The organism is Variovorax sp. YR634 (genome assembly GCF_900106655.1).
Taxonomy (GTDB): domain Bacteria; phylum Pseudomonadota; class Gammaproteobacteria; order Burkholderiales; family Burkholderiaceae_C; genus Variovorax.
This window is the reverse complement of record NZ_FNOL01000027.1, coordinates 37,808-54,299: the sequence shown is the minus strand read 5'-3', so window position 1 is coordinate 54,299 and position 16,492 is coordinate 37,808. Positions and strand designations below refer to the sequence as shown.

Genomic DNA, 16,492 nt, shown 5'->3' with positions numbered 1-16,492 from the left:
CATCTCGTCGAGATGGGGGCGACTCTCCCAGAGCTTCTCATGAGCAAGCCCGCATTGCGCGTCGTGTTCGACACCAACGTCTTCTCTGCCACGCATTTCGAAACGTTAGAAAAAAGCCCGATGAAGGCGCTGTGCAGCGCAGGTCGAATTCAACCGGTCTACGGGCACGTCTTTATAGAGGAGACGCTTCGTGCCTACGGTGTGGCTACAGCGCGCAAAGCGCTTCTTGAGGAATGGCTCCCGTTCATTGCGGAAACAGCAAACCGATTCTGCGAAGATTTCGTGACGATCTGGCATCGCGAGTTGGTCCAAGGACGCGGTCGCAGGACCAACATTTTTATGTCGACCAATAAGCAGCACCGGCTTCTGAACGCATTGCGCGCGATCCCTCCGGACGGGACCTGGCGTGGCCTAGTCGGCACGCAGCTTGAGCGGCGCGACGAGGATCAGAAGCGAGCCGAGCAGCGGAAAATTTCTATCGAGATGCGAAACGAAGTTGTCGCCCTCCGAAAAACCAAGCCGGGGGGAGTCCGCAGACGGGACAACGTCCCTAGGCTCAGCAACAGCGAAGCCGAGCAGTACATCGCGGAAGAGGGGCGGGCATACATAGAAGCGAACGTCCCCTGCTTTAACCCGCGAGAGGTTTGGAGGAGGTGGGCTCGCGCGAAGATGGACTACCCCTACTTCACTACGTTCGTGATCAACATGATCTGCATGATGGATCACGCTGTAAATCGAACGAACGAGAAGATCGACCTCAACGCGCAGGCAGACCTAGACCTGATGACTCACCTCCTGCGCGCGAATGTGTTGGTCTCAAACGAGACCGGCTTTCTGAAACACGCTTTCGGTCAGATCTGGCTGCCTCAAGGCAAAGTCCTCTTCACCTCTGAGCAGTTCGCTGCTCACATCAGCAGAATGGTTTGAGTGAGGGCGTGACGGTGTCGGGTGCTGCTCATAATGCGGGAGCGTCAATAGTCCCAGATGATCGGTACCCAGCGAAACGCCTCGCCATCAACCGCGACGTGGCCTAGCGATGGGAACGGCAGGTGGGCGGCAACCAGCAGCCCGCCGGTTTGTGCCAGTTCTTGGAAAAGGCGCATACGGACGCGAGCAGCCTCCTCGGGGTCGTGCTCGAAACCGTTTTGCCAGTCGGGGTGGTCGAATCCGACCGGAAACACAGCGTCGCCGGCGAAAGTCAGCCGTTCACCACCTGATACCAGGTCGACCACGCTGTGCCCAGGAGTGTGGCCGCCGGTATGGCGAACGATGACACCCGGCGCAACTTCACGCGTGTCTTCGAAGGTCTGCAGTTTGTCGCGGTATTCCTCGTAGAAGCTCTTGGCAGTCGACCGCAGCACCTCAGGCACCGGGTTCGGCATGACGGTGCGAGTGAAGTCGGGCGAGGTCCAGAACTTGACCTCGGCCGCGGAGACATGAATGCGCACATCCGGGCGCAGGCGTTCTTTGACGCCCGGGACCAGCAGCCCGCCTACGTGGTCCATGTGCATGTGAGTCAGGATCACATCGGTGACGGACTCGAGCGCGATGCCGGCGGCTTCGAGTCGCTGGGGGAACTGACCGGCACGCGGGAAGCCCGAGAACTGGCCGCCCAGACCAGCGTCGATGAGGATGGTCTGTGCGCCGCTGCGGGCCACCATCACGTTCAGCGGCCAGTCGTACTTGTCGGGAGGCATGAACATGTCGCTCAACCAGTTTGCGAGGTCGGCCGGTTCTGCATTGGTGGCCATCGTCGAAGTGGGTAGCGGCAGCACGCCATCGCTGACCACCAGTGCATCGATTTCGCCGACCTTCAAGGCATAACGGGACGGCACAAGCTCTTCGAACTTCTTGGTACCCGATTGCTGGGTTTCATCTAGGGAAAACATGGCGGAATCTCCAAAAGAGGTAGCTCGATCACTCGAGCTGAGCCAGCCCGAGGCTGGCAGGAGGTGCCGTTCAACAGTGGGGTTGTCGGGCGCGGATCACGACACGAGGCCGCATGCCGCCAAGAGTAGGCAGGACAGGACCGAGGCGGTAGGCATGCAGAAGGGCACACGGTGGTGACTGAAACGCACCAAACATGTCATCCTCAAGTTGTGGCTCCTTGCGCCGAACGCGTAGCCAGTCCCAGCGCGTTCGCAACGCCCGCGCCGTAGGCCGCATCCGCTTTGGCGCAGTTGTCGACGTGCCTGCGCTTGATGAACTCCGGTGCATCACCCATGGCCCTTGCGGTGTTCTCGAACAGCACCAATTGCTGCGCAGGCGTCATCAGACGGAACAGGTCACCGGGCTGCTTGAAGTAGTCGGCGTCATCCTCGCGGAAGTTCCAGAAGTCGGCGTCGCCGCGCAGCCTGAGGGGAGGCTCGCGGTAGCCGGGCTGTTCCTGCCACTGGCCGAAGCTGTTGGGCTCGTAGTGAGGCAGGCCGGCGTAGTTGCCATCGATGCGTATCGCGCCGTCCCGGTGATTGCTGTGCACAGGGCACCGCGCGGCGTTCACCGGTATCTGGTGGTGGTTCACGCCCAGGCGGTAGCGCTGCGCATCGGAGTAGGCAAACAGGCGCGCCTGCAACATCTTGTCAGGCGACACGCCGATACCCGGGACAAGGTTGTTGGGCGCGAAGGCGCTTTGCTCGACTTCCGCGAAGAAGTTATCGGGATTGCGGTTGAGCTCCATGACGCCCACCTCTACCAAAGGGTAATCCTTCTTCGGCCAGACCTTGGTGAGGTCGAAGGGGTGGTAGGGCACGCTCTCGGCATCGGCCTCAGGCATGACCTGGACATACAGCGTCCATTTGGGGAAGTCTCCGCGCGCGATTGCATCGAACAAGTCGCGCTGGTGGCTCTCGCGGTCCGCCCCTACGAGAATCGCGGCCTCGGCGTCGGTGAGATTCCTGATGCCCTGTTGCGTCTTGAAATGGAACTTGACCCAGAAGCGCTCGTCACGTGCGTTGACGAAGCTGTAGGTGTGCGAGCCGAAGCCGTGCATGTGCCGATAGCTTGCCGGGATCCCGCGGTCGCTCATCACGATAGTGACCTGATGCAGCGCTTCGGGCAGCAGCGTCCAGAAGTCCCAGTTGTTGGTGGCACTGCGCATGTTCGTGCGCGGGTCGCGCTTCACGGCTTTGTTGAGGTCGGGAAATTTGCGTGGATCGCGCAGGAAGAATACTGGTGTGTTGTTGCCCACCAAGTCCCAGTTGCCCTCCTCGGTGTAGAACTTGAGGGCGAACCCACGGATGTCGCGCTCGGCATCGGCTGCGCCGCGTTCACCGGCAACGGTGGTGAAGCGTGCGAACATTTCGGTCTTCTTGCCGACGGCGCCAAACAGCTTGGCGCGGGTGTATTGGGTAATGTCGTGAGTGACGGTGAAGGTGCCGAATGCGCCGGAGCCCTTGGCATGCATACGGCGCTCTGGAATTACCTCGCGGTTCAGGTTGGCGAGCTTCTCGATGAGCCAGACATCCTGCATGAGCAGCGGGCCGCGCGGTCCGGCCGACAGGCTGTTCTGGTTGTCGGCCACTGGCGCGCCGAAGGCGGTAGTCAGAGGAGTCTTGTTCGACTGCTCGGGTGGGGTATTCATGGAAAGACTCTTGTCGTTGGTGTTCACTGTCTTTCCACTCTAAGGATCTTCCGCGCATGCCTGCATCTGCCGTTGGGTAGAGGTCGCGGCACACGATGGGATGGTGCGTCTAAACCTCTGATGAGCTAGGCGGAGGGCACTCGCCCTGCATCTCCAGGACGGTTCGTCCAGTGAATGTTTTCGTCTAACATGAAGGCAGCAGATGAGCCGCTCGAATCCCTCCGTCGCACCGCGAACCACCCATGCAAGAACGCGCCGCTGAGTCGCCCGAACGGACTGATCTGGCGGAGGTTCGCTGGCGTTTCGGCCCCTTCATCCTCAAGGAAATGCAGCGCCGGCTCGAGCGCTCGGGTGAAGCGGTGCGGCTCGGCCCCCGTGCTTTCGACCTGCTGCTTCAGCTCATCAAGCGGCCCGGCGAATTCATCGGCAAGGATGAGCTGCTCTCGGCAGTCTGGGCGGGTGTGGTGGTCGAGGAGTCCAGCGTGCGCGTTCACATGTCGATGCTTCGAAAGTCGCTGGGGCGGCCGGGCGAAGGGGACGGTTGCGAGGAGTGGATTTCCAACGTGCCCCAGCGGGGCTATCGATTCAACGCCAGGGTGCATCGCCAGTCGCTCGATGCCGTTGAAGCGCCGCCGCCTTTCTCGGCTCCTTCTTCTTTTGCCAAGCCGCCGGCCCGGCTGACTGAACTGGTCGGTCGTGAAGCCGATGTGCAGAGCATCCTTTCATCGCTCGAGGCCAACCGATTGGTCACCATCGTCGGCACGGGAGGCATCGGAAAAACCAGCGTCGCGATCCATGCTGCGGAGCGCTATCAGCTGCAGCGTGCTGCGTCGACGGCGTTCGTCGATCTCTCGTCATTGATTTCGCAAGACCACGTCCCCGGCACGCTGGCGCGATCGGTGGGGGCGGCCGCCGACATGCCCGACACCTTGCAGGCCATCGTCCAGAGCCTTGCCGGACAGAAGGTACTCTTGCTGATCGACAACTGCGAGCACGTCATCGAAGTGCTCGCGCCACTGATCAACGAGCTGCTGATCGCCTTGCCAGAACTGCGCATCCTGGCGACCAGCCGCGAGTCAATCCGCGTGACGGCCGAGTACGTCGTGCGACTGCCGCCGCTGGCGGTTCCTGATGCGGAAGCCGTGCCTCTCGCCAAGGCCTTGAAATGGTCGTCGGTCCGGCTGCTGGTCGAGCGCGCCAAGGCCGCGGGCGCAGGCATGTTCAATGAAGCGCATGCCCCTTTGCTGGCCCGGATCTCGCGGCAGGTCGATGGCATCCCGCTGGCCATCGAACTGGTGGCTGCCCGTCTTGGAGTGCAGTCGGTCGGCGATCTGACGCGCACGCTGGACGATCACATGCGGCTGTATGCCATCGCCAATCGGGCCATCTCGGCGCGCCACCGCACGCTTGCCGCCGCGCTCGACTGGAGCATCGCGCTGCTTGACGAGACGGAACTGCGGTTCTTCCGTCGGCTGTCGGTGTTCCGGGGGCGCTTCGACGTGGCCGCCGCACTCGGCGTCAATGCCGACATGGATAGCGATGTCGCGTTCGACGCGCTGATCTCGCTGACCAACAAGTCGCTGATCTTCTTCGACACCAGCGACAGCGTCTCGCCCTATCGCCTGCTGGACACCACGCGCAGCTACGCGAGCGCACTACTCGAACGCAGCGACGAGCACGCGGCCATGCTTCGGCATCATGCGTCGTACATGCTCGACGTGATGAAGACCGCCACGGCGGAACTGGCGCAACTGGCCGAGCAGGCCTGGGGCGAGCGCTACGCGTACAGCCTCGACGACGTTCGCTTCGCGCTGGAGGTCAGCCTGGTGCGGCAGCCCGACGCCGGATTGGGCGCGGCGCTGGTCATCGCGTCGATGCCCCTGTGGTTCCACCTCTCGCAGGTGGCCGAATACCGCGACAGGGTCGCTGCGGCGCTCACGCTGGTGGAGCAGCAACCTGAGCCCGATCTGGAGAGTGCTACCTGGTTGAGAACCGCCTTGATCACGGCACTGCTGAACACCCGGGGCTCGAACGACGACCTGAATGCCGTCTGTGATCAGGCGCTGGCGGGTGCGCTGGCGCTCAAGATGCCGGTGCTGGAGCTGCGCGCACGCTGGGGCCGCTGCACGCACGACATGTTTCGCGGGGAGTACGCCGCGGCCCTGCGGCACTCGCAGCCTGTTCTCGCGCTTGCCCAGTCGGGGGAGGACCCGGCGGCGCTCATCCTTTCCCACCGCGTGAGCGCGATGGCCAATCATTTCTGCGGCAAGTTCGATGTGTCCCGAGAGCACAGCGAGGCGTCGATCGCCATCTCCGCCGGCGCCGGGCGCACGCATGCCAACATGCTCGGGCCGGATGCGAGCGTGGCGGCGATGGCGGTGCTGTGCCGCACATTGTGGGTGCAAGGCGATACGGCCAACGCGCTCGAGGTTGCCCAAGCCGCCGTTTCCAGGGCCGAGTCGCTGGCCAATTCCCTCTCGGTGTGCTCCGCGCTGTACGGCGCCTGTCCTGTCGCGCTTTGGTCTGGCGAGACGGAGCTGGCTCGCCGCTGGGTCGCATTGATGATGGAGGAGGCGCAGCGCCGCGGCTTGCTGGGCTGGCTCCGGTACGCCGAGTGGTTCCAGCAGGGACTGCAAATTGCGACGGCCGAAGACCGGCATCCGCTCGTGCGCGAAGTGTCTGCACGGTTCGCCGCCTATGACGCACCGCGCAGGGAAATGCTCGTGACGTTCTGCCCCGATTGGTTCGACGACCAGTTGATCGAGCGGCTCGCCCAAGGCGAGGGCCTGTGGTGCGCCGCGGAGGTCTGGCGCGCCGCGGGCTGGCGCAGCGAGCGCCGTGGCATGACGGACGAGGCCGAGGGCTTCTACCTGCGCGCCATCGAGACGGCCAGGCAGCAGGGCGCGAAGGGCTGGGAATTGCGCGCCGCGCGGAGCTTGGCCAGCATGCGGGCCGGCCTGAACCCCGAGCAGCAGGCCGAGCGAGGGCGCGACGGGACGGATGGTCGCCCTATGCCCATGCACGAGGGCGCGAATCGGCCAGGCGACGCGCCAGATACGCCGCAGCCTGGTCGTGGTCGTAGAAGCGGCCGTTCCGGGTGAACCCGGACTGCACCGACGACTTCAACGACAGCGCCTTGCCGCAGACCGACCTCGCGACGACCACCTCGTCGGGCAGGCCGTCGATCGTGTGGACAGGCGCGAGCCGCCCATCGGCAAAGCGCGCGGCGTAGACACGACCCGTTTCCGTGTTGCGGAAGGCAGGCCGGAATCCGAACGAGCGATGTTCGGAGCTGACACCGCCGCTGTCCTGGCGGGCTTCCTGTTCGAGGATCGATGGATTCATGTGCTCCGCCCGTGATCGATGTTGCGGAATGTCGTGACACGCGGGAATCGATGCTAGGCAGGCGATGCATGGTGCGGAAGGCTGCTCTGCCGCATCGCGGTGTTTCCAGCCAGGCAACTGCGAGGGCGCGAGCACCCTGGTGAGCGCGCACCTGCCCGCGTGCCATTGATGCTGGCTGCGCAACCCGCTGGTTCCCTAAACCGGCCTACCGGTCAACGTGCCGGCTCCATAGCATGAGCGCCCAACAGTACCGCAGGCCGGGGCCGCGATACGGCGATGACTGCCTGCATTGCGCGCACTCGGTCGCACCCTCGTTCAAGAAAGAATCTCATGCCCATCGATGACCGAGAGCCGCCCGCGCGGCGTCTTTTCCTGCGCCGGCTCGGCGGCGCGTCCGGTGCGGCGCTTGCGGCGCCCATGCTGCTCGGCGGCGCCGGCACTCCACCTACTCCGGCGCGAGACGCCGCAGCCCGCGACGCTGAGAAGTCCCGGGAGTCAGGCTACCTGTCGCTAGGACCCCGGGAGGCAGCCTGTGTCGAAGCCCTGGTCAACATGATGTGTCCAGCCGACTCGCTCACGCCGAACGGCGTCGATTGCGGCCTGCACATCTACATCGACCGGCAACTGGCCGGTGCCTGGGGGCGCGGCGACAGGCTCTACCGGCAAGGCCCGTGGCGACCCGGCAAGCCGCAGCACGGCTCGCAGTCGCCATTGACGCCGGAGGAGCAGTTCAAGGCCGGCGTCGCCGCATTGAACCGGGAGATCCGTCGGCGCATGGGCAAGGCCATCGAACAACTCACCCCCGCCGAGCTCGACGGGCTGCTCCAGGATGTTGCGGCCGGCCGATGGGATGACGAACGTTTCGCGCTTGGCGAGTGGTTCGACAACTGCTTCTATCCGCTGTTCGTGCAGGCCTGTTTCGCGGACCCGCTCTACGGCGGCAACCGCGACAAGGTTTTCTGGCGCGCAGTCGGCTATCCCGGACTACCGGCCTTGCACGCACGCAATGTCGTGGAGTACCGCGGCCGATCCTATCCAGGCGCAGCGGCGCCGCAGTCGATCGAGGACTTCAGCTGAAAGCGGATGCCATGACGCTCAAGAAACTACCTAGGCGCGCCGTCGTTTTCGTCGGCGGCGGCCTCACCGCAGGCCTTGCCGCGCGGCAACTGATGAACACCGGCATCGACGTGCTCGTGCTCGAACGCGGCGGCGATCTCGCCGGCAGCGCCGCCGCGACCTTGCCCAACCAGCGCGACGAGTTGCGCTGGGGCGTGCGCAACGGCCTGATGCAGAACTGGGCCACCGAGACTTACACGCTGCGCCACGCTGCCTCCGAGCAGGCGCTGCCCATCCGACGCATGGAGGCGTTCCTGCCTGGGGACGGCATGGGTGGCGCAGCCAATCACTGGAACGGGCAGACCTGGCGCTGGGCGGAATACGACCCCGCGCTGCGCACCCACCTCGAGAGCCGCTATGGCAAGGCGGCCATACCTCGCGAGATGACGGTCCAGGACTGGGGTGTCAGCTACGCGGAGATGGAGCCGTATCACGACCTCTTCGAGCGCCTCTTCGGCATCGCGGGGCAGGCGGGCAACATTGGCGGACGGCTCATCGATGGCGGCAATCCGTTCGAAGCACCGCGACGGCAGGATTTTCCCCAGCCACCGCTGGAGATCCTGGAATCGGGCCGGATCTTCCAGGCCGCCGCGCAGGGCCTGGGGTACAAGCCGTTCCCGCTGCCGGCGGCCAACTCGCCGCGCGCCTACACCAATCCGGATGGAGTGAACCTGGCTCCGTGCCAGTACTGCGGACATTGCGAGCGCTTCTTCTGCGAGGCCAACGCCAAGGCCAGCCCCGCGGTCTTGCTCTATCCAATGCTGCAGAAGCACCGCGACTTCGAGATCCGGCTACACGCACAGGTGACCGGCATCGACTACGACCGCACGGCCAGGCGTGTAACCGGCGTGCGGTTCATCGACCTCGAGACTGCGCAGGAGTATGAACAGCCGGCCGACGTCGTCGTGCTCTCCGGCTTCACGATGACGAACACCAGGCTGCTCCTCGCGAGCGGCATCGGCAAGCCCTACGACCCGAAGACCGGCAAGGGCGCGGTGGGCAAGAACTTCTGCTACCAGGTGATGTCGTCCGTGCCCGTTTTCTTCAAGGACCGCTGGATCAACCCCTTCATGGCCACGGGCGCCTCGCAGATGGTGGTGGATGAGTTCAACGGCGACAACTTCGACCACACCGGCCTGGGCTTCTTCGGTGGCGGCTACATCTACGCGAACGTGACCAACGGCCGCCCGATCAATTCGCGCCTGTTGCCGGCCGGAACGCCGCGCTGGGGCACCGCCTGGAAGCAGGCCAACGCGGACTGGTACGCGCACGCCTTCAACGTGGCCGTGCACGGAAGCAACTACCCGCACCGCGAGAACTACCTCGACCTCGATCCGGTCTACCGCGACGCCTACGGCCAACCCTTGCTGCGAATGACCTTCAATTTCCACGACAACGACCACCGGATGAGCGAGTACGTGACAGGCAAGGCTGCGGGCATCGCGCGCGCCATGGGCGCCACCATCGTCGGCGCGCCTCAACCGCGGCGCGGCGACTTCGACGCGAGGCAATACCAGACCACGCACACCACCGGCGGAACCATCATGGGCGTCGATCCCGCGACGAGCGTGGTGTCTCCCCGGCTGCAGCACTGGGATGCGCAGAATCTCTTCGTGGTCGGCGCTTCGGTCTACGTGCACAACGCCGGCTACAACCCCACGGGGCCGCTCGCGGCGCTGGCGCTGCGCCTGGGCGACGACCTCGTGCGCTATGCCCGCCAGCCGCGGATGTTGTGAGCGGCGGCCGCATGGCTCAGGCCCCGATGTGCCTGGCCCGGCCTACCGAGAGGCCCAGCGCGCACATCGCGATGCAAAGCACCGCGCAGACCACGAGCGGCGTAGTCCAGCTCCCCGACGACTCGTGAAGGAAACCGATGAATGTCGGACCGACGGCCGCGAGCAGGTAGCCGATGCATTGCGACATGCCCGAGAGCGACGCCGCGGTCTTCTGGTTGGCTGCACGCAGCCCTACGAAGGCGAGGCTCAGGATCAGCGCGGCGCCCATTCCCATGCCGAACGCGAAGACCCAGAGGGGTGCCAGTGAAGGCATCGCGAGCAGGCCGACCAGGCCGAGTGCGCTCAGCGCCGGAGAGGCGAAGGAGATCCAGCGCTGGTCGGGCATGCGTTGCAGCAGCGGCATCAGCAGCAGCGCGGGAATGGCGCCCGCCAGCTGCATCCATCCGTGCAGCGCGCCGGCACGTGCACTCGAATCTCCGGCCTCCTGAAGGATCGACGGCAGCCACGCGATGGCGGCGAAATGGATGAAGCAGGTCAGCCCGAGGTAGGCGGCGACCTGCCAGGCCAGCGGAGCCTTCCATACCGACGCACCCGGTGCCTCCGTCGCGAGGCCGGGCGCCGAGGTCGTGCGAAGACGCAGTTGCGGAAGCCACAAGATGGCGGCGGCCAGCGGAAGCAAGGCGACGCTGCCCAGCGAGGCTGGCCATCCGGCACCGAGCGCCTGGTCGAGTGGGACGGCGACGGCGGACGCCAGGCCGGCGGCGGTGATCATCGCCAGCGCATAGCAGGCCGTGAGCCTGGCCACGTGAGTGGGAAAGTCGCGCTTCAGCAGGCTGGGCAGCAGCACGTTGGCGACGGCGATGGCGCTGCCGATGACGCAGGTGCCAGCGTACAGCGCCGGCGTGGTACCCGCCGACCGCACGGCGATGCCGGCGATCAGCAGGACAAGGGCCGCGAACAGCACGCGCTCCAGGCCGAAGCGATGCGCAACGCCGGCCGCGAAGGGCGAGACCACGGCGAACGCGAACAGCGGCAGCGTGGTCAGCAGGCCGGCCGCGGAGGCGCTGAGCGCGAAGCTCGCGCGGACAGGTTCGAGCAGCGGGCCCAGCGCGGTGATCGGTGCGCGCAGGCTGGCGGCGGTGCACAGGATGCCGATGAGCAGCACCGCAGAGTGTTGCGAGTAGTGCACCTGTGATGTCGAGGAATGCATGGCGTTGGAAGTGATGCTGTGTCGCTTTTGAATCTAGCGACGACGCCCCTTTCGAGATGACTGCGGACCGACAAAAAATTCGCGAATCCGGTCAAAATGAAAAACGTGAGTCCCCACCGAACAGGCCCCTGGAACTTCGAGTTCGACAAGATGGATGCCGACGTGGCGGCTTGGCGGATCCGTACCCATGGACACGCCGAAGCGCTCGCGACGCACACGCATGCGCAGGGGCAGCTGGTGATGGTGCTGCGTGGCGCCATGACCTGCGAGGTACCTGGCGCGATGTGGATGGCGCCCGTCCACGGCGGGCTCTGGATTCCAGGCAACGTGCCACATGGAAACCGCGTGACGACCGATGCGGATGTGTGCTTTCTGTTCGTGGCGAGTGACGCCGCAGACATGCCGCGGGACTGCTGCGCAGTGGGCATCTCGCCCCTGCTGCGAGAACTCATCCTTCATCTGGCCACGCGGCCCGGGGGCGATGTGCCTGACGGCGAGATCGGGCGCCTGCATGCCGTGGTGCTCGACCAGCTCGTGCGCATGCCCGCGGAGCCGATGCACCTGCCGGTGTCCGACGAGCCGCGCCTGCGCAGGCTCGTCACGGGGTTGATGGCCGACCCCGCCGACCGCACCACCGCCACGCAGTGGGCATCGCGCCTTGCGATGAGCGAGCGCACCTTCGCACGGCTGGTCCGGCACGAGACGGGCATGTCCTTCGGCCGATGGCGCCAGCGGCTGCAGCTGATCGTGGCGTTGCAGTGGCTGTCTTCGGGGCAGTCGGTGCAGCAGGTGGCCGTCGACCTGGGCTACGACTCGGTGGGTGCGTTCATCGCGATGTTCAAGAAGGCGATGGGCAAGCCGCCGGCGCGCTACCTCGCCGAACAGCGCCTCGCGCACGACCGGTGAACTTGCCCCATTGCTTATTTCACAGGAATGAAGAAGTCGACGCCCTTGTCCTTGATCAGTGTCACAGTGAAACGGGCCGGCTGCGTGCTGCTAGCGTTGCGTCCGACGGTGTGGATGTCATTCGGCCCCTCGTAAAAGGTCTGGCCCTTGGTGAGAGTGACTTCCTTGCCGCCCTTGACGCCCATGACGATCGAGCCCTCTAGCACGTACACGAACGCGTGCGCATCGTGCTTGTGGACGGGATCGACCGCGCCCGGGGGGTACTCGACGCTGATCATCAGCACTTCCTTGCCGGGAATGTTGGGCAGGTCGTGCGTCAGCAGCGGCGTCACGATGGCCGCAGGTGCAGCCATTGCGTGCTGTGCGAGCAAGACGCTGCACGCCAGCAGGATTCGGCTTCCGGTTTTCCTGATCAAAGACATTGGTTCTTCCTTTCGATGGCCCGTCATGTCGGGCCGGGTTGCAAACGATCGACGCGAAGCGTCGATCTTCCTGAAGGCTCACTTTGCCGGGTGAGCGCCGGGAGGCCATGCCCTCGACGGGGCAGGCCGGTCTATCCCTTTGAGATAGTGCGACGCGCTAGAAGCGCCGCGCGTAGCGGACCTGGATGAAGTTCTCTCCAGGGTTCGGATGCTTGATGCCGGCGTTCGAGAAGTGCTCCAGCCGCAACGAGATTTCGTGCTGGCCGTGCTCGCCGAAGCTTCGGCCGACTGCCAGGTGCGTTCCGAAGTTGAAGCTGGTCGAGAAACTCTTCTGCTTCGTTCGATAGACGGATGAGGTCGCCGTCAAGCCGACCCCCGCCTCGACGAACCACGGGGACGCACCGTTGTCTGGCCGGTAGCGCTGCACGGGCACCAGCGCGAACTGCGACAGCTGTGAAAGCCCGGCCCGGTCCCGCGACTGGATGTGCCAGTACGAGTACGAGGCTTCGAGATGGCTGCTCACCTCACCGGCACCGAGTTGCCACCGGTAAGGCATGTCCCAGGTAAGCCCTGCCGTCAGGGCGCGGGTGCTGTGCGCGGAGCCGAATTGCGTGAAGAAGGAAGAGGGTTGGAGCAATGAGGTTTCGGCGCTCGCCGCCTGTGAAAGGCACGCACCTAAGCCGAGCAGGACCGCTGCCACAGCCTGGCGCTTGAGACGAAGTTCTGGCCACTGGAAGGCCATAGAGAGAGTTGGATCGGACATTTGCGTTGCGGTGGTATCGAACTGCACGGTCATTACCGTGTCGTCGAAGGCGTCAGAGATTCAGATAGTCAGGGCAGGCGCATGGCGTGTCTGTGCATATCGGTCGATGGGGGCTCGGGAGCCACGGTGAACGCCAGCGCGGCGTCGGCCGCTGCGATCGCTGGCGCGTCGGCGGGCGTCTCGAAGCGCCCGTTCAGGCGATTGCCGGCCGAATCCTCAAGGGTGCCGCGCGCAACGAGCCTGTACTCGCCCGCGCGCCAAGGCATGTGCGGGGTGAATGTCCAGATGCTCTCGCCGTCTTTCAACAGCGCGCGGCCGTTCACGCGTCGGCCGCGCGGGTCGGCGATCGCGAGGTAATCGGCGTCCCGGCCGTCGATGGGGTCGTCCAAGGTCACGACGAGCGGCTGCCTCGACGCGGCGCGAACCGGCGACAGGCGCCACGCCGAAGCCACGGGACCGTTCGTGTCCACGGGGCCGACGCGCCAGTGCTGGATGGGTCGCCCATCGAGCGTCAATGTCACTTCGTCGCCGTCAACCAGGATCGGTCCCAGTGCATCGCGCGCATTCAGGCCGGTCTTGACGCGACCCGGATGCATCAGCACCGTCAGGATCCGTCCGCTCGGCGACCAGAGTTCCTGCTCGAGAAACGGTTGCGCGAGCGGCTTCCCGTCAGGGCGCAGCAGCGCGATCCTTGGAAGCACTGGGCCTTCGGTTCGCGTCGCGAACTCGACGGAAAGGCGCAGAAGGTTGGCCGGTATCTGGCTCGCGGACGGTTGCACGCGCACCACCTGCGCGGCTGCCGCAGATGGTGCGGCTGGTGCTGGTGGCGCGAGGGAAGCAGCGTGCGAGACGTGCAGGGCCGCGGCGAGCGCCATGGCGCCGCACAGTCGACGAAGAGGCACCGCTTACTCCGATGCCTTGATCAGGTCCGGGAAGCCTTCGTCCTTCAGCAGCATGTCCTGCCGAGGCTTAATGTTCTGCAACTGGAAGTCGTTGCCCTTGAAGCTGTACTCGGCGAAGGCGTATTCGGAGACATGGTCGGTCAGCCGGAAGCTCAGCTCCTTGCCGATGGAGACGAGCTGCAGCGCATCCTTCTCGAGCCGGCGGCGTACCACCACGAACGATTTCTCGTCGAGGTTGTCCAGCCGCAGCGTACCGGCCAGGGGCGCTTGCATCACCTCGACGCCCGCGAGCTGCCCGAAGGGCACCTGTTTTTCGATGCCGGGCCCGGAGCCCATCGCCTCCAGCTGCGATACGGGGATGATGTTCGACACACGATCGAAATTTGCCAGCAGCAGGAAGTCCTCGGTCTTGCCCTGCTCGGTGCGCGAGTAGGAAATCATGTCGGCCGGCGTGTTGCCATAGCCGAGCTCGGCTACGGTCTTGCCACGGATGTGCGCGCCGTCCTTGAGGTCGTCGAGCGGAATCGTCACCAGCGGGGTGCAGGTGTAGGCGGCGACCAGGTACGGCTTGCCGCCCCAGCTCGCGAAGCTCATCGCGCGGATGGGGGCGCGCGTCTCGATCAGGTTGTGGCCCGCGTGGTAGATCTCCACCGAGGTGATCGACTGCTTCGAATCGAACGGGTATCTGACTCGGCGCAGCGTCGAGGCGAAGTCCTGGTTCGAAAGGCCGGCCACGAAGAGCTCGCCGTCGCGCCACTTCATGTCGGTGACGGTGAAGCTGCGCTCCGGCGTTTCCTTCCAGAAACTGTAGTCCGTGGTGGGGGCATCGCGCAGGGCGACGGAGGTCGAGGCCGCTGCCTTCAGGTCGATGCGGCGCGCCTTCTTGTCGCTGGTGACCATGATGAGCGCCGGCGTCTTCGCGCTGCCGTAGCTTACGGCGACGTACACCTGCGCGGTGCCGGGCCGCACGACCATGTCCTCCACCGTGACCTTGGCGCCGCCGACCTGGGCGGAGAGCAGCGACTCGAGGTCGAGGATGTTGAAAGCGGAGCCCGCGGGCTGCTGCTGCGCCGCTGGCAACGAGATCGCGTGGACGCGGGCGGCTTTCCAGTCGGCGATGAACAGGGTGTTGCCGGGACCTGCGGCAAGGCGGGAGACGGATTTCACGTCCGCCGCGGCGGCGCTGAGGGCTGTGCAAAGGCCGCAGGCAAGGACGGCGGTGATGATGCTGAGACGCATGGAGGGCTCCTGGAAGGAAAATGGACCCCATCGATGCTAGGAACGCTCTCGTCTCGGCGGTAGGCATAGGCAGGGGACCACGGCGTTGTCCGCAAGGCACCAATGCCGCCGTCGATTCACCACAGCCTCTGCAGCAACTCGTCGAGCTTGACGCTCGCGTTATCGCCGAGATCGGCCACTTCATTGGGATAGTTTTTCTTCAGCAGCCGGGCGACCTCGGGGAGCTTGGCCGGATCGAGATCGAACGCGCTGATGCGGTCGGGCAGGCCGAGCGACTTCACCACCTGCGAGATCTGGTCGGCCAGGTGGGCTGCCACATCTGCATTCTGCGAAGCACTGGAGGGCGTCGTGGCGAAGACGCCGAGCTTGTCCCCGTAGAAGTCCGCGCAGGCACGGATCACCGGTGCCAGCGTGATGCAAGAGGTCACGCTGTGCGGCAGGCCAAAGGTGCCGCCCAGGATGTGGCCGATGCGGTGGCTGAGGCCATAGATGACCGAGGCCGGCGAGAAGTAGCACTGCCACGCCGCGAGCTGCAATTGCAGCAGGTCGTCGGCCGTCACCAGCCCTTGCTCAAGCGCCGCGCGTGTTTCCCCAGCTTGTGGCCATTTCTGCAGAATGCGGAGAAACCGCGCCAGGCCGCTGGCCGCCATGATCGCGTGAGGATGCTCCTTCGTGACCTTGCGCATGCCCTCCACCGCATGGTCCATGCCCTTGACGGCTGATGCGAGCAGCAGCGCCCGCGGAGTGTCGGACACGAGCACCGGATCGATCACGACCACCTTGGGCACCGTCTCGCGCACCGCATAGCTGCGCTTGAATTTCTGAGGGCCGTCCGTCTCGGTGATGCCGAAGTAGTGCGAGAACTCGGAGCCCGACAGCGTGGTGGGCAGGGCGGCTATGGGCAGGTAGCGTCCGGTCTTCTCGTGATGCAGATGCGATACCGCCTTGGCCGCGTCGAGCACCGATCCGCCGCCGAGCGCGACGATCGATCCGGCACCGGCTTGCAGGCAGGCGTCGAGGCCTTCCTGCACCGCGACGTCTGGCACGTGCGCGGGCAGTTCCGTGAAGCTGCCCGCCTGTTCCTTCAGGTTGGGCTGGACGCAGCTGCGGTAGAGGCCTTCCAGAGGCGTCACCGTGAAAGTGATCGGTCTATGGATGCCATGGTCGCCGAGCCGTGCGACGACGCCCTGCAGGATGTGTTGGCCCCAGTAGATGCCTTCTTGCGGCAAGCAGTTCAAGTGATTCATGTCGGTCGCGCGTTGTATGTCGGACC

General features: G+C 65.1%; 14 protein-coding genes. 5 read left to right on the top strand and 9 right to left on the bottom strand.

Features of this window, described 5'->3' with window-relative positions:
• Nucleotides 1-39 precede the first annotated feature (39 nt).
• Nucleotides 40-927: a hypothetical protein gene (locus BLV60_RS29925; protein ID WP_143042655.1), complete on the top strand. Its 888-nt coding sequence runs from the start codon at nucleotides 40-42 to the stop codon at nucleotides 925-927.
• A 44-nt stretch (nucleotides 928-971) separates the two neighbouring features.
• Here BLV60_RS29925 and BLV60_RS29920 read toward each other — a convergent pair whose 3' ends face one another.
• Nucleotides 972-1,889, bottom strand: a complete 918-nt coding sequence (locus BLV60_RS29920; protein WP_093058936.1) for an MBL fold metallo-hydrolase — start codon at nucleotides 1,887-1,889, stop codon at nucleotides 972-974.
• A 203-nt stretch (nucleotides 1,890-2,092) separates the two neighbouring features.
• Entirely contained in the window at nucleotides 2,093-3,580 is a 1,488-nt protein-coding gene (locus BLV60_RS29915) for a catalase (RefSeq protein WP_093058935.1), read from the bottom strand.
• A gap of 242 nt (nucleotides 3,581-3,822) precedes the next feature.
• Here BLV60_RS29915 and BLV60_RS29910 point away from each other — a divergent pair, with 242 nt between their 5' ends.
• Nucleotides 3,823-6,681 (top strand): ATP-binding protein, encoded by a 2,859-nt coding sequence (locus tag BLV60_RS29910; protein ID WP_093058934.1) that lies wholly within the window; start codon nucleotides 3,823-3,825, stop codon nucleotides 6,679-6,681.
• Here the strand turns inward: BLV60_RS29910 and BLV60_RS29905 are convergent.
• Nucleotides 6,590-6,925 carry a hypothetical protein gene (locus tag BLV60_RS29905; RefSeq protein WP_093058933.1) on the bottom strand — a complete coding sequence of 112 codons (336 nt, stop codon included), beginning with the start codon at nucleotides 6,923-6,925 and terminating at the stop codon, nucleotides 6,590-6,592. The two genes, BLV60_RS29910 and BLV60_RS29905, sit on opposite strands and share 92 nt — an antisense overlap.
• 330 nt (nucleotides 6,926-7,255) lie before the next feature.
• On the opposite strand from BLV60_RS29905, the gene BLV60_RS29900 reads away from it, so the two are divergent.
• Both BLV60_RS29900 and BLV60_RS29895 read left to right on the top strand, forming a co-directional pair.
• A complete protein-coding gene (locus BLV60_RS29900) occupies nucleotides 7,256-8,002 on the top strand; it encodes a gluconate 2-dehydrogenase subunit 3 family protein (protein ID WP_093058932.1) in 747 nt (248 codons plus the stop codon).
• Between the two features lie 11 nt (nucleotides 8,003-8,013).
• Nucleotides 8,014-9,777, top strand: a complete 1,764-nt coding sequence (locus BLV60_RS29895) for a GMC family oxidoreductase (RefSeq protein ID WP_093058931.1) — start codon at nucleotides 8,014-8,016, stop codon at nucleotides 9,775-9,777.
• Nucleotides 9,778-9,793: 16 nt separating this feature from the next.
• Here BLV60_RS29895 and BLV60_RS29890 read toward each other — a convergent pair whose 3' ends face one another.
• Nucleotides 9,794-10,987: an MFS transporter gene (locus tag BLV60_RS29890; RefSeq protein WP_093058930.1), complete on the bottom strand. Its 1,194-nt coding sequence runs from the start codon at nucleotides 10,985-10,987 to the stop codon at nucleotides 9,794-9,796.
• A 96-nt stretch (nucleotides 10,988-11,083) separates the two neighbouring features.
• Between BLV60_RS29890 and BLV60_RS29885 the strand changes: the two genes are divergently transcribed.
• Nucleotides 11,084-11,893 (top strand): AraC family transcriptional regulator, encoded by an 810-nt coding sequence (locus BLV60_RS29885; RefSeq protein ID WP_371127417.1) that lies wholly within the window; start codon nucleotides 11,084-11,086, stop codon nucleotides 11,891-11,893.
• A 14-nt stretch (nucleotides 11,894-11,907) separates the two neighbouring features.
• On the opposite strand, the gene BLV60_RS29880 is transcribed toward BLV60_RS29885, so the two are convergent.
• From BLV60_RS29880 to BLV60_RS29860, 5 genes are all read right to left on the bottom strand, one after another.
• Complete coding sequence (locus tag BLV60_RS29880; protein WP_093058929.1) at nucleotides 11,908-12,315, bottom strand: cupin domain-containing protein; 408 nt, start codon at nucleotides 12,313-12,315, stop codon at nucleotides 11,908-11,910.
• A 157-nt stretch (nucleotides 12,316-12,472) separates the two neighbouring features.
• Nucleotides 12,473-13,111 (bottom strand): acyloxyacyl hydrolase, encoded by a 639-nt coding sequence (locus tag BLV60_RS29875; protein ID WP_256329633.1) that lies wholly within the window; start codon nucleotides 13,109-13,111, stop codon nucleotides 12,473-12,475.
• A gap of 35 nt (nucleotides 13,112-13,146) precedes the next feature.
• A complete protein-coding gene (locus tag BLV60_RS29870; RefSeq protein ID WP_093058928.1) occupies nucleotides 13,147-13,953 on the bottom strand; it encodes a hypothetical protein in 807 nt (268 codons plus the stop codon).
• A 30-nt stretch (nucleotides 13,954-13,983) separates the two neighbouring features.
• Nucleotides 13,984-15,219 (bottom strand): hypothetical protein, encoded by a 1,236-nt coding sequence (locus BLV60_RS29865; RefSeq protein ID WP_093058927.1) that lies wholly within the window; start codon nucleotides 15,217-15,219, stop codon nucleotides 13,984-13,986.
• Between the two features lie 116 nt (nucleotides 15,220-15,335).
• Complete coding sequence (locus BLV60_RS29860; protein WP_093058926.1) at nucleotides 15,336-16,466, bottom strand: iron-containing alcohol dehydrogenase; 1,131 nt, start codon at nucleotides 16,464-16,466, stop codon at nucleotides 15,336-15,338.
• Between the last annotated feature and the right edge of the window lie 26 nt (nucleotides 16,467-16,492).